Below are 18024 nucleotides of genomic sequence, written 5' to 3' on the forward strand. Positions count from 1 at the left end.
CGGGATTGCCAACGGGCCGACGCCGGGCTTTCATGAGCGATCGGCCGCTCAGTCTTGCTCGGACCCCGCATGCTGCACCATGTCGAACTCTATGTATCCGACCTCGATGCATCGCTCGCCTTCTGGGCAAACATCCTCGGCATGATCGGCTACGAGAAGACAGGGCATTGGGATGACGGCTTCACGCTGTCCAACGGCAAGGACGCCTATCTGACCTTCGTGCAGGTCGCGGAAAAGCATCGGTCGCACCCCTATCACCGGTGCGGGGTCGGACTGAATCATCTCGCTTTCAAGGTCGATGCCCGCGAAATCGTCGACCGTCTGCGGCGGTACTGCCTCGACCATGGAATCCAGAACCTCTACGACGAGCGATATCCCTTCGCGAATGGCGGCGATGCGTATTACGCCTTGTTCGTCGAGGACCCCGACCGCATGAAGGTCGAGTTCACCGCGAGCGATTGAGGCTGACGAAGCGGCCTTCCCCCTCGACAGGGGCCTCGGCTCGTCCGAGGTTCAAAGGCAGCGTCGTCGCCGGCAGCCACGCTGGCACGGCGCGGCGTCCCGCCCCCATCCCTTGCTACGCTCCGAAGGGCTCTCCGCATGGCGACATCCATCACCGCCGAGCGCGGCAAGCCCGCCAGCCTCGGCGCGACGATCGAGGCGGACGGCGTCCATTTCGCCGTCTATTCCGAGAATGCGGACGCGCTCGAGCTCTGCCTCTTCGACGAGGCGGGCACGCTGGAGACCGAGCGCCTGGAGCTTCCGGGCTCGGACGGCGGCACGCGCTTCGGCTTCGTGCCGGGTCTGGCAGAGGGCGCGCGTTACGGGTTGCGCGCCAAGGGCCCGTTCGATCCGAGGGCCGGCCACCGCTTCGACCCTTCCAAGCTTCTCGTCGATCCCTATGCGCTCCGGCTCGACCGGCCCTTCCTCTACGAGCCCTCGCTGGCGGCGCCGCCCGAGCGGGAGCTGGACAGCGCCGCCTTCCTGCCGCGCGCGATCGTCACCGCGCCCCCGCGCGATGCGGAAGCCCTTCCCTTCGCGGCTCCGGGCTTCACCTACGAGCTTCTCGTGCGCGCCTTCAGCCAGGCCGATCCCGAAATCTCGTCCGAGCTTCGCGGCACGATCTCCGCGCTCGCCGAGCCGCGCACGCTCGACCATCTCGCCCGGATCGGCATCGACACGATCGAGCTGATGCCGCTCGCCGCCTGGATCGACGAGGGCCATCTGACCGCCCGCAACCTCACCAATGCCTGGGGCTACAATCCCGTCACCCACATGGCGCCGGACCCGCGCCTCTCGCCGGGCGGGCTCGCCGAGATCCGGCGGGTGGTGGCGGCGCTGCACGAGCGCGGCATCCGCGTTCTTCTCGACGTCGTCTTCAACCATTCCGGCGAAGGCGACGATGCCGGCCCGACCATCTCCTATCGCGGCCTCGACAACCGGCTCTACTATGCGCACGAGGAGGAGCGGCCGGACGTGCTTGTCAACGTCACTGGCACTGGCAACACCTTCGCCGCCTGGAAGGAACCGGTCGCGTGTCTTTTCGTCGATGCCGCGCGGACCTGGGTCGAGACGACCGGCATCGACGGCTTCCGCTACGATCTCGCCACCGTGCTCGGCCGCTTCCCCGAGGGCTTCCGCGAAGACGCGCCGTACTTCCGCATGATCGCCGAGGACCCGGTGCTGAAGGACCGCATCCATCTCGCCGAGCCCTGGGACATCGGCATGGGGGGCTATCAGGTCGGCCGGTTCCCGAAACCCTTCCTCGAATGGCAGGACCGGTTTCGCGACGACGTGCGCAAGTTCTGGCGCGGCGAGGACGGGCGCATTCCGGGCCTCGCGACACGCCTTGCCGGCTCGGCCGATCTCTACGACCGCGAGGGCCGCAAGCCGTCGGCCAGCGTCAACTTCGTCGCGGCGCATGACGGCTTCAGCCTGGCCGACCTCGTCATGTACGAGGAGAAGCACAACGAGGCGAACGGCGAGGACAATCGCGACGGCTCCAACGACAACCATTCCTGGAACAACGGCGCGGAAGGGCCGACCGACGATCCCGCCATCATCGAGGCCCGCGGCCGCGACATGCGCGCGCTTCTGGCGACGCTGATGGTAGCGCGCGGCAATCCGATGATCGTCGCCGGCGACGAGTTCGGCCGCACGCAGAAGGGCAACAACAACGGCTATGCCCAGGACAACGAGATCACCTGGCTCGACTGGGCCGGGGCCGACGAGAACCTGATCGCCTTCACCGCCGATCTCGCCGCCCTTCGCCGCAGCCATCCCGCCCTTGTCGCCGACGCCTTCCTGACCGGGACGGCACAAGGAAGCGCCCTGCCGGACGTCGTCTGGCGCCGCGAGGACGGCGCGGCGATGGCCGAGCCCGACTGGCACGATCCCGCCCGCCGCTTCCTCGCCATGGACCTCGCCGCACCGGGCGCGGACGGGACGACGGAACGCGCGCTGGTCTACCTCAATGCCGGGCGCGACGACGCGACCGTCACCCTGCCCTCGCCGCAGCCCGAGCGCCACTGGACGCTGCGCCTCCAATCGGACTGGCCGGCCCTCGAGCCGCGCTCGCTGGACGCCGGAGCCGGGCTCATTGTGAAGGCGCGCTCGGTCTTCGTGCTGGTGGAGCGGACGGAGGGCGGATGAGCTTGGGAGAACCAGCCGGCGAGGTTGTGAGGGACACGAGCCGGTGAGGTTCGGTGCGAGCACCCTCCTCTGCCCTGCCGGGCATCTCCACCGCAAGGAGGGAGATGACGCTCGTCGCCGACACCGGCGAGTTCGATCCGCCGGCAAAGCTGCCGATCTCCCTCCTTGCGGGGGAGATGGCCGGCAGGCCAGAGGGGGGTGCCTCCCGCCGACCCGTCAAATTGCACCGGCGTCTAAGAGACCGAAGACCGCACGTCACCGCACCCCGTTGTGACCCGCCGCGCAAACCCGTAAAACCCGCCCCATGCCCATTCGCGCCCTCACCGAGACCCAGATCGACCAGATCGCCGCCGGCGAGGTGGTGGAGCGGCCGGCGAGCGTGGTGAAGGAACTGGTCGAGAACGCGGTGGACGCGGGCTCGCGGCGGATCGAGATCGTCACGGCGGGCGGCGGCAAGAGCCTCATCCGCGTCTCCGACGACGGGTCCGGCATTCCCGCCGACGAACTGCCGCTCGCCGTGCGCCGCCATTGCACGTCGAAGCTCGACGGCGGGCTCGCAGCGATCGAAACGCTCGGCTTTCGCGGCGAGGCCCTGCCCTCGATCGGCTCGGTCGCGCGGCTGACGCTGCGCTCGCGCCATCGCGGGGCGGAGGGCGCGCACGAGATCGAGGTCCATGGCGGGCGCACCTCGCCGGTCCGGCCGGCGGCGCACGGCGCGGGCACGATGGTCGAGGTCCGCGACCTCTTCCATGCCGTCCCCGCCCGCCTGAAGTTCCTGAAGACCGAGCGGGCCGAAAGCGCGGCCATCGCCGATGTTATCAGGCGCATCGCCATCGCGGCGCCCGCGATCCGCTTCGAGCTCTCCGGCCCCGACCGCACGACCCTGACACTGGAGGCGGGCGACGATCTTTCCCGCATCGCCGCCGTCGTCGGCGACGACTTCGCCGAGGATTCCATCCCGCTCGACGCCGCGCGCGAGGGCGTCGGCCTCGCCGGCTTTGCGGGCCTGCCGAGCACCGGGCGGGGCAATGCGCAGTTCCAGTATCTCTACGTCAACGGCCGCCCCGTCCGCGACAAGATGATGCTCTCGGCGCTGCGCGCCGCCTATGCCGACGCCATGGCGCGCGACCGGCATCCCGTCGCCGTCCTCTTTCTCTCCATCGATCCGGCGCTGGTCGACGTCAACGTCCACCCCGCCAAGGCCGATGTGCGCTTCCGCGACCCCGGCCTCGTGCGCGGCCTCATCGTCGGCTCGATCCGTCAGGCGCTGGCCGAGCGCGGCCTTCGGCGCTCGGCCGCGGGCGCCTCGGACATGCTGCAGAAGTTCCAGGCCGGCGCCCCGGCGCCGTCTCCCGCCTGGCAGTCCTCCTTCGCGGGCGGGCCGCGCGCCTTCGGCGAGCGGCCGCAGGCGCCCTACAGCACGGAGGCCTCGCCCTTCCGCCCGCTGGAGCCGCGCGCCGCCGCCTTCGAGACCGCGGCCGAAGCCGGCTTCGCCCCGGCCGCGCGCATCGCCGACGAAACGCCCGTCGAGATCGGCGCCGCCGACCATCCGCTCGGCGCGGCGCGGGCGCAGGTCCACGACAATTACGTCATCGCCGAGACGCCGGACGGCATCGTCATCGTCGACCAGCACGCCGCGCACGAGCGCCTCGTCTACGAGACGCTGAAGACGGCGATCCACGGGCGCCCGCTCCCCGCCCAGCTCCTGCTTCTGCCCGAGATCGTGGATGTGGCGAGCGACGATGCCGATCGGCTGGCGCTGGCGGCCGAGAGCCTGGAGCGCTTCGGCCTGTCGCTCGAGCGCTTCGGCCCCGGCGCCGTCGCCGTGCGCTCGACGCCCGCGATTCTCGGCGCCGTCGACGTGCCCGCCCTCGTGCGCGATCTCGCCGACGAACTGGCCGAGCACGAGACCGCCGACGGGCTGAAGGGCCGCATCGACGCGGTCGCGGCGACGATCGCCTGCCACGGCTCCGTGCGCTCGGGACGGCGGCTGCGCGGCGAGGAGATGAACGCGCTCCTGCGCCAGATGGAAGCGACGCCGGGCTCGGGCACCTGCAATCACGGACGCCCCACCTTCGTGGAACTGAAGCTCGCCGATATCGAACGGCTCTTCGGGCGCCGATGACCTCTTCCGAGGCGCATGTTGACAGGCCGGGAGCGATCCTGTTTCACGGACGGCGATGAGGCAAGCGAACGGAGCCGGCCGGCGATGATGAACCGCATGGAAAGCTCGGGCGAGGCGCGCGTGCGCTACGGCGACGGCGACTTCGAGATCCAGCGCCCCGGCGCCTATGTGCGCTGCGCCGTCACGGGCGAGACGATCCCGCTCGACATGCTGCGCTATTGGAGCGTCGCGCGCCAGGAGGCCTATGTCGACTGCGCCGCCTCGCTGAAGCGCGAACTCGCCTGCAACCCCAAGCTCGCCGCGATCGCCGCCAGGGCGTAGGCCGTGGCCGGCCTCATGGAGAGCCGTTTTCCACCGCGTAGATGTTGACCCCGCCGACATCGGCTTCGACGAGGCTCCAGCCGAGCTTCTCGTAGAGCGCGGAGACCGCCGGCACGGCGTTCAGGTAGAGCCGTTCGATCGGCAGGCGAAACGCCCTTTTTGTCGCGTGCCGCACGAGCGAGGCCGCGATCCCGGCTCCGCGCGCCTCAGGCTCCACGAAGACCGCCGCGAGCCAGGGCGTAAAGGCCGGCCGGGCCGCCAGATCGTTCGCGATGACCGAGGCCGTGCCGAGGAACGTGTCGCCGCGATGCGCGACGAGCGTGAAGGGCAGAGGCGCGCCGCGAAGGCTCTCGCCGACCAGCGCCTCCATCCCGGCCGCCGACAGGCCCTCCGCGCGCCACCAGGCCTGCCAGAGCCGATCGGCGACGACGGGCAGGAAGTCCGGCCGGTCCTTTAGGTCGGAGATGGCATGACCGGACATGGCAGGGCTGGAAAGGTCCATGTCTTCGGTCTCCGAACGATGCGCCTTTGCGCGAAGGATGCCACTCTTTCGCGCCGAGTCGGCGAGGCGTCCACGCCTTGCGGCCAAGCCTATAGACCGCGCAGGCGCCGGTCCGCGAAGGCCTGCAGCGTCTGGCGGATCAGCCTCGGCCCGAGCGTCGGGGGATCGAAGACGAGGTCGATGTCGAGCACTGCGACCTCGCCTGCGAAGGCTCTGGCCGTCGCCCCGCCGCCGGCAAGGCGCGCGTGATCCTTGCGCGTCGTCACCAGGGTCAGCCCGTCGCGTTCGGCGCTGGCGCGCAGCTCGGCGATCTCGGCCTCGCTCAAAGGGTGGTGGTCGGGAAAGTCGGCCGTGGCGGCGAGTGTCGCGCCGAGCCCTTCCAGGCTGCGATAGAGCTTCTCTGGATCGGCAATGCCGGCGAAGGCGAGAACCCGCTCGCCGGCGAAACGCTCGGCATCGCGGGGCAGAACCCGCGCCTCGTGGATCGGCTTGGCCGCCCGCGCGCCCGCGCGGATCGCCGGATCGCCGGCCGCGCCCGTGCCGACGAGGAGAAGCGCGTCCGCATGGCGGATCTGGTCGAGAAGCGGCGCGCGCAAGGGGCCGGCGGGGAGGACGCGCCGGTTGCCGAGCCCCCGCCCGGCATCCACCACGAGAAGCGCCAGATCGATCGCGAGGCGCGCGGACTGGAACCCGTCGTCCATGATGACGATCTCGACCCCGGCTTCTTTCAGAAGCGCCGCGCCCCGCCGCCGGTCGGCGGAGACGGCGGTCGTGGCGAGGGCGGCCAGAAGCATCGGCTCGTCGCCGACGAGGCCGGCGCCGTGCCGAGCGGGATCGACGATCATCGCCTCGCGCGCCGAGCCGCCATGGCCGCGCGACAGGAACCCGGGCTTCAGGCCGAGCTCAATCGCGGCGCGGCCGAGCGCCAGCGCCGTCGGCGTCTTGCCGCCGCCGCCCACGGTGAAATTGCCGACGCAGAGGACGGGAAGCCCGGCATCGGCGCGCTCGCCATGGTCGAGACGCCAGCGGGCGGCCGTGCCATAGGCCCGGGCGACGGGCCAGAGAAGGGCCGACTGCCAGCCCGGCTCCGACCACCAGAAGTCCGGCGCCTCCCGCGTCACGGAATCGGCCGGGGCCGCGCGAGACCGCCGTCCGCCGCCCTCATCGCCCCTGCGCCCCGCGATCCGACCGCTCCAGCCGGATCGCGAGCTTCATCGGATGGAGGAAGGGTTCGAGCGCCTGCATGGTCCGCTGGAGCGCGCCGCGCATTTCGCCGACCGTGTTGGCGGCCGATTCGATCATGCGGCGGCGAAGCGCGGGATCGCCGAGCAGCTGGCCGACCATGTCGCTCAGCCCGTCCTCGTCCTTCACCAGCCGCGCGCCGCCGTTCTTCAGAAGCCGCTGATAGGCGTCGCGAAAGTTCTGGACGTAGCGCCCCGATAGGATCGCGGTGCCGAGCATGGCCGCTTCCAGCGGGTTCTGCCCGCCCTGCCCCTGCAGCGAGCGGCCGACGAAGGCGATCTCGGTCAGACGCAGATAGAGCCCCATCTCGCCCATCGTATCGCCGAGGAAAATGTCGGTTTCCGGCGGCACCGGCTCGTAGGCGCTGCGCCGCGCCACGGTCAGCCCTTTGGCGATAAAGGACTTCTCCAGCGCGTCCGCGCGCTCGACATGGCGCGGCACGATGATCGTGACAAGGCCGGGATGGCGCACCTTCAGCGTCCGGTGAACCTCGGCGGCGATCTCCTCCTCGCCGGCATGGGTCGACACGGCGGCCCAGACCGGACGCCCCTTCAGATCGGCCTTCAGCGCCTGAAGCGCGATCGGCTCGAAGGGCGGCGGGTTGGTGTCGGCCTTCAGGTTGCCGGCAACCGTCACCGCCCGCGCGCCGAGGAGGTGATAGCGCTCGCCGTCGATGTCGGACTGGGCGACGACATGCGACAGGTTCTCCAGAAGCGCCTCGGCGAGCGAAGGCGCCGCCTTCCAGCGCTGGAACGACCGGTCGGACAGGCGCGCGTTGACCAGGACCTGCGGAATGCGCCGGCGGCCGAGTTCGAGCACCGTCATCGGCCAGATCTCGCTTTCGGCGACGATGGCGAGATCGGGCCGCCAATGGTCGAGGAAGCGCATGATCGAGGGCTTCAGATCGAGCGGCACATATTGGTGGATCACGGCGCTGCCGAGCCGGTCCTGCACCAGGGCGGCCGACGTCACGGTGCCCGTCGTCATGACGATGTGGATGTTCTCGGCCGCGATCTCGCGCACCATCGGCATGACGGCCGTGCTCTCGCCGACGCTGGCGGCATGGACCCAGACGAGCGGCCCCGCGCCCGGGCGGTCGGCGCCGGGATAGCCGTAGCGCTCGCGGCGGCGCGCACGCTCCTCCTTGCCGCGCGAGGCGCGCCAGCCGACATAGGGTCCGATCAGCGGATAGGCGGCCGCACCGAAGAGGCGATAAGCGCCGAGCGCGGCGCGCGCGAAGGCATCGCTCATGGGCGCGCTCCCGCCAGTTCGATGGCGCGGTGGTTCGCCGCTTCGATCGCGAGCGTCACGGCGACGCGCTTCTCCTCCAGAAGCGCGTCGTCGGCATCGGCGGGAACGTGGATCGGCTCGCCCAGCACCACGGCGATGCGCCCGAAGGGCAGCGGCAGGGACGTCTTGTCCCAGGAGCTCATCACGATGCGGCGCCGGCTCGTCACCGCGGCGGAGGGGATGATCGGCCGGCCGGAAATGCGCGCCAGCGTCACGATGCCGAGCCCCGCCTGGCGCGGAACGCCCTTCGGCACGTCGGCGATCATGCAGACGCCGACGCCGTCATGCAGCATCCGCCGGAGCACGATCAAAGCGCGCGCGCCGCCCTTCTGCGCGACCGCGCCGCGCACCCGCCCGCCGGAGCCGCGCACGGTCCCGATGCCGAAGCGCTCGACGACGGCAGCGTTGATCGCCGCGTCCGCGTTCTTCGACAGAAGCGCCACGTAGGGCAGCGACTTCGGGCGGAAGAAGGGGGCGAGCAGATGCTGCCCGTGCCAGAGGGCGACGATCGCCGGATGCTCGCGGGCAAGCACGGTCTCGAAGTCGCTGGAGCCCTCGGCCTGCCTCTGCGTGCCGTGGATCGCCCGAAGCGCGCCGTAGATCACCCCGCCGATGGCCGCCGTCGCCCGGCGGTCGCGCGTCAGCTTGCGGCCGAGCTGCTTCCAGCGGCGCGCGAGCGCGCGGAAGATGGGGCGCGGCGTCTCCGGGACATCCGGCTTTCCCGCCTCCACCTCGGCCGGCTGGACCCTCGGCGCGTCCATGATCGCTAAAGACCGTCCGGCTCGAGAAGGCGGTGCATGTGGACGATGAAGTAGCGCATCGCGGCATTGTCCACGGTCTGCTGCGCCTTGGAGCGCCAGGCGGTCAGCGCGGAGGCGTAGTCGGGGAAGATGCCGACGATGTCGAGACCGTCGAGATTCTTGAAATCGACCGAGTCGAGGCTCTTCAGCTCGCCGCCGAAGACGAGGTGAAGCCGCTGCTTCGATTCCTGTTCGCTAACCATGGGCAATCCTTCAGCTCGGAAGAGGACGGCGTCGTCGGTGAAAAAGGCGTCAGGCCGGGCTCGATGCCTCGGCCATGGATGTCAGGCGCGATAGAGCATGTTCGGCCGCCGCGACCAAGAGCCCGTGCTTGCGCCCGGATATATCGTAGAGCCGGGCGGCACCGGAGAGGTCCACCAGCGAGCCGCCGGCCAGCTCCAGAATGAGGTCGCCGGCCGCGATGTCCCAGTCGTTGGCGTTCGGCCGGATCACCGTTCCGTCGAAGCGCCCGGCGGCGATCTCGGCCAGCCGGTAGGCGAGCGAGGGCGCGGCCTTGGCGAAGGCCAGATGCCCCGCCGCCCGCTCCGGCTCGAAGCGCTTGACCATTCCGTCCGGCACGGCGACGGACAGGATGCCGCCGCCCGCCGGGGCGACGCGGATGGGCGCGCCGTTCAGCAGCGCCTCGCCGCCCGAAACCGCCGTGAAGACCTCGCCCTTGGCCGGCGCGTCGATGACGCCCGCATGCGGCCGCTTGGCGTCGATCACCGCGACCGAGACGCACCAGGTGCTTTCGCCGCGCAGGAAGGACCGCGTCCCGTCGATCGGATCGACCACGAAGAAGCGCTCCGCGCCGGCCGCGCCGAGCACCGTCTCGGTCTCCTCCGAGAGCCAGCCATAGGTCGGGCGGGCCGCCAGCAGCACGCGCTTCAGATAGGCATCGACCGCGAAATCGGCCTCGGAGACCGGCGAATTGCCGGTCTTCATCCAGACCTCCGGCGCCGCGCCGAAGAAGCCGAGCGCGATCCGCCCGGCCTCGTGCGCGGCCGCCGTCAGGAGCGCCAGATCGTCGGCGGCCGTGAAGGTCTCCATCGGAGCGGTCGAGCCCAAGTCCGTCATTCTCCCGCGACGGTCATGGCCTCGATGCGCATGGTCGGCGCGACGACCGAGAAGCGCGGGTCGAGGTCGTCGGCGAGCGTCAGACCGAGGAGCATCTCCTTCAACGTGCCCGCGATCGTCACCTCCGAGATCGGCACGGTCAGCTTTCCGTCCTCGATGAGGAAGCCGGAGATGCCGCGGCTGTAGTCGCCGGTGACGAGGTTGACGCCCTGCCCGATCAGTTCGGTCACGTAGATGCCGCGATGCGTCTCGGCGATCAGCGCCTCCGGCGAGAGCGCGCCGGGCGAGACGAGGACATTGGTCGAGGCCGGCGAGACGCCGCTCGACGAGCGCGAACCGCGCCCGTTGGTGACGAGGCCGAGTTCGCGCGCGGTGGCGCCGTCGAGAATCCAGCTCTGGAGGACGCCGTCCTCCACCAGCGCCAGCCGCTCGCCGCGCACGCCCTCGCCGTCGAAGGCGCGCGAGCCCGGGCGCCGCGCCAGGAGAGGGTCGTCGGTGATGGAGACGCCGGAGGGCAGGATGCGCTCGCCCATCCGGTCCTTCAGGAAGCTCGTGCCGCGCGCGATGGCCGCGCCGTTGATCGCGGAGAGGACATGGCCGACGAGCCCGCGCGAGACGCGGGGGTCGAAGACGATCGGATAGCGCCCGGTCGGCACCTTTCGCGGGTTCGCACGGCGCACCGTGCGCTCGCCGGCCCGCCGGCCGATCGCCGCCGCCTCGTCGAGATCGCCGTAGTGGATGCGCGAATCGAAATCGTAGTCGCGCTGCATGGCCGTGCCCTCGCCGGCGATGACGCCGACGGAGCGCGAGAAGCCCGAACGCGTCCGCTCGCCCGAAAAACCCGCGGAGGTCGCGAGAACGAGGCCGGACACGCTGTAGCCCGCGCCCGCGCCGCTGGAGTTCGACACGCCGGGCACGGCCCGCGCGGCCTCCTCCAGCGCCATCGCGGCGTCCACGAGATCGCGCCCGGAGAGCTCGGTCGGATCGAAGAGGTCGAGATCGACGATCTCGGTCGCCAGCTGCCCCGGCTCGGCGAGCCCTGCGAACGGGTCCTCCGGCGAGACCTTCGCCATGGCGACGGCGCGCTCGACGAGCGGCGCGAGATCGGCATGGACATCCGCCGAGACGGTGGCGACGCGCCGGCCGACGAAGACGCGCAGCGCGACGTCCTCGCTCTCGGAGGATTCGGTATCCTCCACCCGGCCGAGGCGCACCGAGGCGCCGGCGGAGCGCGAGCGCACCACGGCGACGTCGGCGGCATCGGCCCCGGCCTTGAGGGCCATCTGGATCATCCGGTCGGCGGTGTCGAGAAGACCGCCCGCCCCGTTGCCCCGTTCGCTCGTGTCGGCTGGTTTTAGCATCCGAACCATTTATGGTGCCGTGCGGTGGGCAGCAATGCCCTTCGCGACGATGGCGGGCCGAACCCGCCGCTTTCTTTCCGCCAATGGAACGGCCCGCCCCCCGTGGAACAATCGCAGCTCTTTCTCGGCGTCCTCATGCTGCTGGGCGGAGGCATTCTCGCCGGCACGCTCTTCAAGCGCATCGGGCTCGGTACCGTGCTCGGCTATCTCTTCGCCGGCGTCGTCATGGGGCCGATCCTGCGCCTCTTCGAAGGCCGGGGAGAGGAGATTCTCCATGTCGGCGAGCTCGGCGTCGTCTTCCTTCTCTTCATCATCGGCCTGGAGCTGAAGCTCAGCCGGCTCTGGTCTCTCCGGCGCCAGATCTTCGGCCTCGGCCTCGCGCAGGTCGTGCTGACCGGCGCCGTCCTGGTTCTTGCGGCGGGCGCGCTCGGCATCGGCTGGCCGGCCGCCACGATCATCGGCTTCGGCCTCGCCCTCTCCTCCACCGCCTTCGGCCTCCAACTCCTGGAGGAGGCGGGCGAGACGAACACGCGGCACGGGCAGGCCGCCTTCTCGATCCTCCTCTTCCAGGATCTCGCCGTCGTGCCGCTTCTGGCGCTGGTGCCGTTCCTGGCGCCCTCCTCGGGCGCGGCGGGCTTCGATCCCGTGCAGATCGCCATCTCCGTCGGCGCCATCCTGGCTCTGCTCGCCGCCGGCCGCTATCTTCTCAACCCGCTCTTCTGGCTGATGGCCCGCTCCGGCGCTCGCGAGGTGATGATCGCGGGCGCGCTCTTCGTGGTGCTCGGCTCGGCGCTCCTGATGGCGGCGGCTGGCTTCTCCATGGCGATGGGCGCCTTCATCGCGGGCGTGCTTCTGGCCGAGTCCACCTATCGGCACGAGCTGGAAGCCGACATCGAGCCGTTCCGCGGCATTCTCCTCGGCCTCTTCTTCATCGGCGTCGGACTCTCGCTGGACCTGTCGATCCTCATTCGCGACTGGCTGGCGATCCTCGTCGTCACGCCCGCGCTTCTCCTGGTGAAGGCCGGGCTTCTCTTCGGCCTCTCCCGCCTCTTCGGCGAAAGCCCGCCGGCCGCCGCGCGGATCGCGGCCCTCCTGCCGCAGGGCGGCGAGTTCGCCTTCGTGCTCTTCGCGGCGGCGGCGGCGGCCGGCATCTTTCCGGGCGAGACCTCCTCGCTCCTCGTCGCCATCGTCACGCTCTCCATGGCCCTGACGCCGCTCACCGCCTTTATCGGGGCGCGCTTTTCGGCCGTGCCGGAGGAAGAGCAGCTGGAGGAGGACTTCGACGGAGCGGGATCGGAGGTGCTGATGATCGGCTTCTCGCGCTTCGCCCAGATCACCGCGCAGGTGCTTCTGAGCCAGGGCACGGACGTGACGATCATCGACAATTCCGCCGAGCGCATCCGCAACGCCGCCCGGTTCGGCTTCCGCATCTATTTCGGCTCGGGGCTTCGGCGCGACGTTCTGGAGGCCGCGGGCATCCGCAAGGCGCGCATCGTCGCCGTCTGCACGAACAGGCGCGAGACGACGGATGCGATCGTCGATCTCGTCCGCTCGGAATTTCCGAACGTGCGCCTCTACGTCCGGTCCTACGACCGCAACCACTCGCTCTCGCTGCGCGAGCGGGGCGTCGAATACGAGATGCGCGAGACGCTGGAATCGGCCCTCGTCTTCGGCGGCGACGCGCTGGTCGGGCTCGGCGTCGATCCCAAGGTCGCGCGTTCGATCGTCTCGGACGTGCGCCGCAGGGACCGCGAGCGCCTGACCATGCAGTCGAGCGAGGGCACCTTCGCGGGGCCGGATCTCGTGACGACGAAGAAGGCGACGCCGGAGCCGCTGGTCAAGCCGAAGGCCAAGCATCACCCGACGGACGCCCCCGGCAGGCCCGTTTCCGAACCGGCCGAAAGCATCTGATCGGACGAAGAAGGTCGGCCCTACTTCGTCTTCTTCAGTTCCGTCTTGCTCTTCAGCGCCTTGGCGCCGTCATCCTGCTTCACGAGCACGGCCGGCTTCTCCTCGCTGGCATTGCGCGTGATCTCCTTGCCCTTGATGGTCTTCGTGACCTTCTCGGTGAAGGTCTGCTCGACCTTGCCCTCGGCCTTGCCCTTGCCGAACTTCCACTCGACCTCGTCGCCCTTCTTCAGCGTCTCCGCCATATCCCGTCTCCCGCTCGCGTTGGAACCAAAACGGAAATCGCCGGCCGGCCCCGGCCGTTCCCGCCTCCAAACGTCGCGGGGGTCGGATGGAACCGAAGGCACGCAGATGGCACGAGGCCCTGTTGGCCGGAACGAGCCGACGAAGGACGGCGGGCCGTTACTCCTGCGCGTCGTCCTCGGCGTCGCTTCGCTCCAGCCGCCGGCCGATCGCCACCTTCACCTCCTCGCGAAGGCTCGCCGTGTCCGAGAGGATCGTGCGCGCCCGCATGAAGTCGAGGACGCCGTAGCGCGAGACCTTGGGGGCGACGAAGACGTCGGGGGCCCGGATCAGCATCTTGGTGTGGATGACAGAGCGCATCATCAGCTGCGACGAGCCGACCAGCGCCTCCACCGGCGTCGGGACGCGGCCGGGCGCGAGGCCTTCGGGCCCGCCCGTCACGTCGCAGGCGACGACGAGATCGTAGCGGCCGCAGAGGAGATCGAACGGCAGGGGATTGAAGATGCCGCCGTCGATGAGGATGCGCCCGTCGCGCTTGACCGGGCGGAACAGAGCCGGGAGCGCGGCGGAGGCGGCGAGCGCGGAAAAGAGCGGGCCACTCTCGATGGCGACCTCCTCGCCCGCGCCGAAATCGGTCGCCATGACCGTCAGCGGGATCTTCAGGAGAGCGAAGTCGCGCGGCATCGTGCGCGGCAGGAAGGCGGAGAGCACGCGCTCGGCATTGAGCTGCCCCAGGCGAAAGCCGCCATCGGCGAAGAAGTCGGCGAGCGAGGGCGGGCGCGTCGCCCAGATGCGGCTGGCGACGAGCCGCGCCGTGCCGAAGGCCTCGAGCGCGTGCTCGCGGATCTCCGCGCCGCTGAGGCCCGCCGCGTAGGCGGCGCCGACGATCGCGCCGATCGAGGTCCCGGCGATGTGCTGCGGCTTGAGGCCGAGATCGTCGAGCGCCATGAGGACATGGATATGGGCAAGGCCCCGCGCCCCGCCGCCGCCGAGCGCAAGGCCGAGCGTGGGGCTCTCGCTCACCGTCCGATGTCCTTCATAGCAGCCCGTCTCAGGACGCGGCGGGGCCGACGGTGACGACCGAGGGCTCCAGCGAGAGCAGCTTCTTCCCGATGCGCTTCACGTCGTCCATGGTGACGGCGTCGATCAGCTCCTGCCGCTTGTCGATGTAGTCGATGCCGAGGCGGTCGAGCTGGATGCCGACGAGGGTGGAGGCGATGGAGAGCGAGGAGTCCAGGTTCTGGATCGCATAGGCGCCCTTCACATAGGCCTTAGCCTTGGCGAGCTCCTCCTCGGTCGGACCGTTCTCGGCCATGCGCTTGATCTCGGCGCGGATGATGTCGACGCTTTCCTGCGCCTTGTCCGCCCGCGTCGCGGTGCCGGCGCCGAGGACGGCGGCATGGTCGTAGGAAGCGAGATAGGACGAGGCGCCATAGGCAAGACCCCGCTTCTCGCGCACTTCCTGGTAGAGGCGGGACGAGAAGGAACCGCCGCCCAGAACGTGGTTCATCAGATAGGCGGCGAAGAAGTCGGGATCGTCGCGCTTCACGCCGGGCAGCGCGAACTGGATCTGCGTCTGCGGCACGGCGAGCGGCACGGCGACCGTCTTGCCCGTCACCGGCGCGACATCCGGCACCTTGGGAAGATCGGCCTTCTCCGGCAGCTTGCCGAAGACCGTGTCGAGCTTCTCGCCGAGCGCCTTGGCGTCGATCGCGCCGACGACGCCAACGACGAGGTTGCCGCGCGCGAAGCCCTTGGTGCGGAAGGCCTGGAGATCGGCCTTGGTCACGGCGGCCAGCGTCTCCGCCGTGCCCTCGCTCGGGCGCGAATAGGGATGGCCCGGAAAGACCGCCTGGCGCCAGGCCTTGCTGGCGAGAGCGCCGGGATCGTTGAGGTTCGAGACGATCTGCGTGACGAACTGCGCGCGCATGCGCGCCACCGGCTCGTCGTCGAAGCGCGGCTCGTTTAGGGCGAGGCCGAGGAGATCGAAGGCCTCGTCCTCGTTTTCGACGATCGTGCGGAAGGAGCCCGTGAAATTGTCGAGGCCGACGTCGAAGGAGAGGCTGACGCCGAGCTCGTCGAGCTTCGACTGGAAGGCCGCGCTCTCGATCGGGCCCGCGCCCTCGTCGAGAAGACCGGTCAGAAGCGTGCCCGTGCCCTCCTTGCCAGGCGCGTCCGAGGTGGAGCCCGCGCCCTCGAAGGCGAAGTTCACCGCGATCAGCGGATTGGTATAGTCCTCGACAAGCAGCGCCTTGATGCCGCCGGGGCTCGTGACCTCCTGGATCTCGACCGCCTCGGAGGGCGTCGCGAAGGCAAGGCCGAGCCCGAAGGTGAAGGAGAGGACGGCGCCGGCTCGGGCCGCCGTGGAGACCGCGAAAGTCTGGGAGATCGTCATCGCATTATCCTCGCGCGGGCTCAGGACCGGTTCAGGGTGGCGGGCGCCGCCTCTGCCGCGGCAGGCGCCGGCAGAAGGTAGCCCGTGACCGAGCGCTTCTTCTGAAGGTAGGTTTCGGCCGCCGCCTTCACGGCGTCCACCGTCACCGCCTCGATGCGCTCGGGATAGCTGTCGACATCGGCGATCGTGCGCCCGGTCGAGAGCGCCGCGCCGTAGCGGCGGGCGAGCGAGGTCTGGCTGTCGCGCTCGTAGATGACGGCCTTGCGCACGCGGTTCTTGGCGCGCTCCAGCTCGTCGGCGGTGATGCCGTCCTTCTGGACCTTGGCGATCTCCTCGTCGATCCCCGCCTCCAGCGGCGCGATGCCGGCCTCGCCGAGCGGCGTCGCGTAGAAGCCGAACTGCCCCTCCTTCAGCGCCGAGGAGGCGTTGAAGGCGCCGACATTGGCGGCGATGCCCTTGCCGACGACGAGTTGGCGATAGAGCCGGCTGGTCGCCCCGCCGCCGAGCACGTCCGCGAGCACGTCAAGCGCCTCGGCTTCGCCGGGCTTGGCGGTCGTGTCGGAGGGCACGAGATAGGTGCGGCTGAAGGACGGCTGCGTGACGCGCTCGTCGGTCAGCGTCACCGTGCGCGCGGCCACCGGCTCCGGCTCGGTCGCGCGAAGGGCCGCACGGTCGCCGGGCTCGGCGCGCCGCTGCACCTTGCCGAAGGTCTTTTCAGCCAGCGTCTTCACCTGATCGGCCGTCACGTCGCCGGCGACGATCAGCGTCGCGTTGTTCGGCGTGTAGAACTTGTCGTACCAGGCGATCGCGTCCTCGCGCGACAGCTTCTCCATCTCGTGGCGCCAGCCGATGACCGGAATGCCGTAATGGCTGTTCTGGAAGAGCGCGGCCTGAACGGCTTCGGACAGCTGCGAACCCGGATCGTTGTCGGTGCGCTGGCGGCGCTCCTCGAGGATCACGTCGCGCTCGGGCAGCACGGCCTCGTCGGAGAGAACGAGGTTCTCCATCCGGTCGGCCTCGAAGCCCATCACGGTCTCCAACGCCTCGGCGGGCACCTGCTGGTAATAGGCGGTGTAGTCGGACGTGGTGAAGGCGTTCTCCTCGCCGCCGATATCGGAGACGGCGTTGGAGAACTGGCCGGCCGGATGGGTCTTCGTGCCCTTGAACATGAGATGTTCGAGGAAATGCGCGATGCCCGACGTGCCCGCGACCTCGTCGGCCGAGCCCGCCTTGTACCAGACCATCTGCGTGACGACCGGCGCGCGGTGGTCGGGCAAGACGACGACGTCGAGCCCGTTGGCGAGCTTGAAGGTGGAGACCTTCTCGCGCTTGGCCTCCGCCTCGGCCATGCGCGCGGCCGGCGTCGTCGCATCGGGCTTGGTCGGCGCGGTCTGCGCCTGGGCCGCGAGCGGCATCGCGATCAGAAGCGCGACGAGGGAGGCGCCGGCGCGCCGGGCATGTCTGGTCATCGTCGATCCTTCGGGCCGTTGGCTCGTTGAGGCCGCTGTATGGCCGAGGGCGGAGATGGCCGCAATTTACGTTTTTGTTAGGGTCGCCGCCGCGCGCAGGAAGCGCAGCACTGTGTCGCCCATGGCGCGCGTGTCCTCCAGCACGAAGCCCTCCGGCAGGGCGAAGGGCGCCGAGCCCGCCTCCTCCAGAACGCAGAGCGCCTCGGGCGCCAGCCAGCCGCCCTCCAGCGCGCTGGCGAGCGCGGCTTCGCCGAGGCCCTTTCCATAGGGCGGATCGGCAAAGAGAAGATCGAACGTGCCCTGCCCGCCCGCCGGGCCGAGCCGCGTGGCGTCGCGGCGGAAGATGCGCGTCGCCCCCGTCAGGCCGAAGGCCTCGACATTGCCGCGCACGAGGCCGCGCCCCTCCGCGCCCTCCTCGACGAAGAGGCAGAACTTCGCCCCGCGCGACATCGCCTCCAGCCCGAGCGCGCCCGTGCCGGAGAAGAGGTCGAGCACGCGGGCGCCCACGAGATCATGGCCGATCCCGTGCTCGATGATGTTGAAGAGGCTCTCCCGCGTCCGGTCCGTCGTCGGCCGGATGCGATCGGTGGAGGGCGTCAGAAGACTGCGCCCGCGAAAGGCGCCGCCGACGATCCGCAT

At 70.1% G+C, this 18024-nt stretch carries 17 protein-coding genes; 5 read left to right on the forward strand and 12 right to left on the reverse strand.

Annotated elements, in window-relative coordinates; translation table 11 throughout:
* Positions 1-69: 69 nt before the first annotated feature.
* From ASG62_RS00945 to ASG62_RS00960, 4 genes are all read left to right on the forward strand, one after another.
* Entirely contained in the window at positions 70-462 is a 393-nt protein-coding gene (locus ASG62_RS00945; protein WP_056694631.1) for a VOC family protein, read from the forward strand.
* 138 nt (positions 463-600) lie between these two features.
* Positions 601-2652 (forward strand): glycogen debranching protein GlgX, encoded by a 2052-nt coding sequence (gene glgX, locus ASG62_RS00950; protein ID WP_056694629.1) that lies wholly within the window; start codon positions 601-603, stop codon positions 2650-2652.
* A gap of 304 nt (positions 2653-2956) precedes the next feature.
* Entirely contained in the window at positions 2957-4777 is a 1821-nt protein-coding gene (gene mutL, locus ASG62_RS00955) for a DNA mismatch repair endonuclease MutL (protein WP_056694627.1), read from the forward strand.
* Positions 4778-4861: 84 nt separating this feature from the next.
* Positions 4862-5098, forward strand: a complete 237-nt coding sequence (locus ASG62_RS00960; protein ID WP_056694625.1) for a DUF2093 domain-containing protein — start codon at positions 4862-4864, stop codon at positions 5096-5098.
* Between the two features lie 13 nt (positions 5099-5111).
* On the opposite strand, the gene ASG62_RS00965 is transcribed toward ASG62_RS00960, so the two are convergent.
* From ASG62_RS00965 to ASG62_RS00995, 7 genes are all read right to left on the reverse strand, one after another.
* Positions 5112-5600, reverse strand: coding sequence for a GNAT family N-acetyltransferase (locus tag ASG62_RS00965; protein WP_056694623.1), 489 nt, complete (start codon positions 5598-5600; stop codon positions 5112-5114).
* An 89-nt stretch (positions 5601-5689) separates the two neighbouring features.
* Complete coding sequence (gene lpxK, locus ASG62_RS00970) at positions 5690-6721, reverse strand: tetraacyldisaccharide 4'-kinase (protein WP_056694622.1); 1032 nt, start codon at positions 6719-6721, stop codon at positions 5690-5692.
* A 40-nt stretch (positions 6722-6761) separates the two neighbouring features.
* Positions 6762-8093, reverse strand: coding sequence for a lipid IV(A) 3-deoxy-D-manno-octulosonic acid transferase (waaA, locus tag ASG62_RS00975; protein WP_056694619.1), 1332 nt, complete (start codon positions 8091-8093; stop codon positions 6762-6764).
* Positions 8090-8893 (reverse strand): lysophospholipid acyltransferase family protein, encoded by an 804-nt coding sequence (locus ASG62_RS00980; RefSeq protein WP_082537193.1) that lies wholly within the window; start codon positions 8891-8893, stop codon positions 8090-8092. The genes waaA and ASG62_RS00980 overlap by 4 nt, the downstream gene beginning before the upstream one ends.
* Positions 8894-8898: 5 nt before the next feature.
* Positions 8899-9135 (reverse strand): DUF4170 domain-containing protein, encoded by a 237-nt coding sequence (locus tag ASG62_RS00985; RefSeq protein ID WP_056694617.1) that lies wholly within the window; start codon positions 9133-9135, stop codon positions 8899-8901.
* A 49-nt stretch (positions 9136-9184) separates the two neighbouring features.
* Positions 9185-10000 carry a 3'(2'),5'-bisphosphate nucleotidase CysQ gene (locus tag ASG62_RS00990; RefSeq protein WP_244487569.1) on the reverse strand — a complete coding sequence of 272 codons (816 nt, stop codon included), beginning with the start codon at positions 9998-10000 and terminating at the stop codon, positions 9185-9187.
* A 5-nt stretch (positions 10001-10005) separates the two neighbouring features.
* A complete protein-coding gene (locus tag ASG62_RS00995; protein WP_056694996.1) occupies positions 10006-11370 on the reverse strand; it encodes a TldD/PmbA family protein in 1365 nt (454 codons plus the stop codon).
* Positions 11371-11505: 135 nt separating this feature from the next.
* Between ASG62_RS00995 and ASG62_RS01000 the strand changes: the two genes are divergently transcribed.
* The gene (locus ASG62_RS01000) at positions 11506-13281 is read left to right on the forward strand and encodes a monovalent cation:proton antiporter-2 (CPA2) family protein (RefSeq protein ID WP_056694994.1); all 1776 of its coding nucleotides are present in this window, start codon (positions 11506-11508) and stop codon (positions 13279-13281) included.
* Positions 13282-13301: 20 nt separating this feature from the next.
* Here the strand turns inward: ASG62_RS01000 and ASG62_RS01005 are convergent, their stop codons facing one another.
* The 5 genes from ASG62_RS01005 to rsmD form a co-directional block, all read right to left on the reverse strand.
* Complete coding sequence (locus tag ASG62_RS01005; protein ID WP_056694614.1) at positions 13302-13523, reverse strand: DUF2945 domain-containing protein; 222 nt, start codon at positions 13521-13523, stop codon at positions 13302-13304.
* A gap of 157 nt (positions 13524-13680) precedes the next feature.
* Complete coding sequence (locus tag ASG62_RS01010) at positions 13681-14544, reverse strand: patatin-like phospholipase family protein (protein WP_056694613.1); 864 nt, start codon at positions 14542-14544, stop codon at positions 13681-13683.
* A 28-nt stretch (positions 14545-14572) separates the two neighbouring features.
* Positions 14573-15916 (reverse strand): M16 family metallopeptidase, encoded by a 1344-nt coding sequence (locus ASG62_RS01015; protein ID WP_056694612.1) that lies wholly within the window; start codon positions 15914-15916, stop codon positions 14573-14575.
* A gap of 20 nt (positions 15917-15936) precedes the next feature.
* The gene (locus tag ASG62_RS01020; RefSeq protein WP_056694610.1) at positions 15937-17385 is read right to left on the reverse strand and encodes a M16 family metallopeptidase; all 1449 of its coding nucleotides are present in this window, start codon (positions 17383-17385) and stop codon (positions 15937-15939) included.
* Positions 17386-17451: 66 nt separating this feature from the next.
* Positions 17452-18024, reverse strand: coding sequence for a 16S rRNA (guanine(966)-N(2))-methyltransferase RsmD (rsmD, locus tag ASG62_RS01025; RefSeq protein WP_056694608.1), 573 nt, complete (start codon positions 18022-18024; stop codon positions 17452-17454).

The organism is Aureimonas sp. Leaf427 (assembly GCF_001425485.1).
GTDB lineage: Bacteria > Pseudomonadota > Alphaproteobacteria > Rhizobiales > Rhizobiaceae > Plantimonas.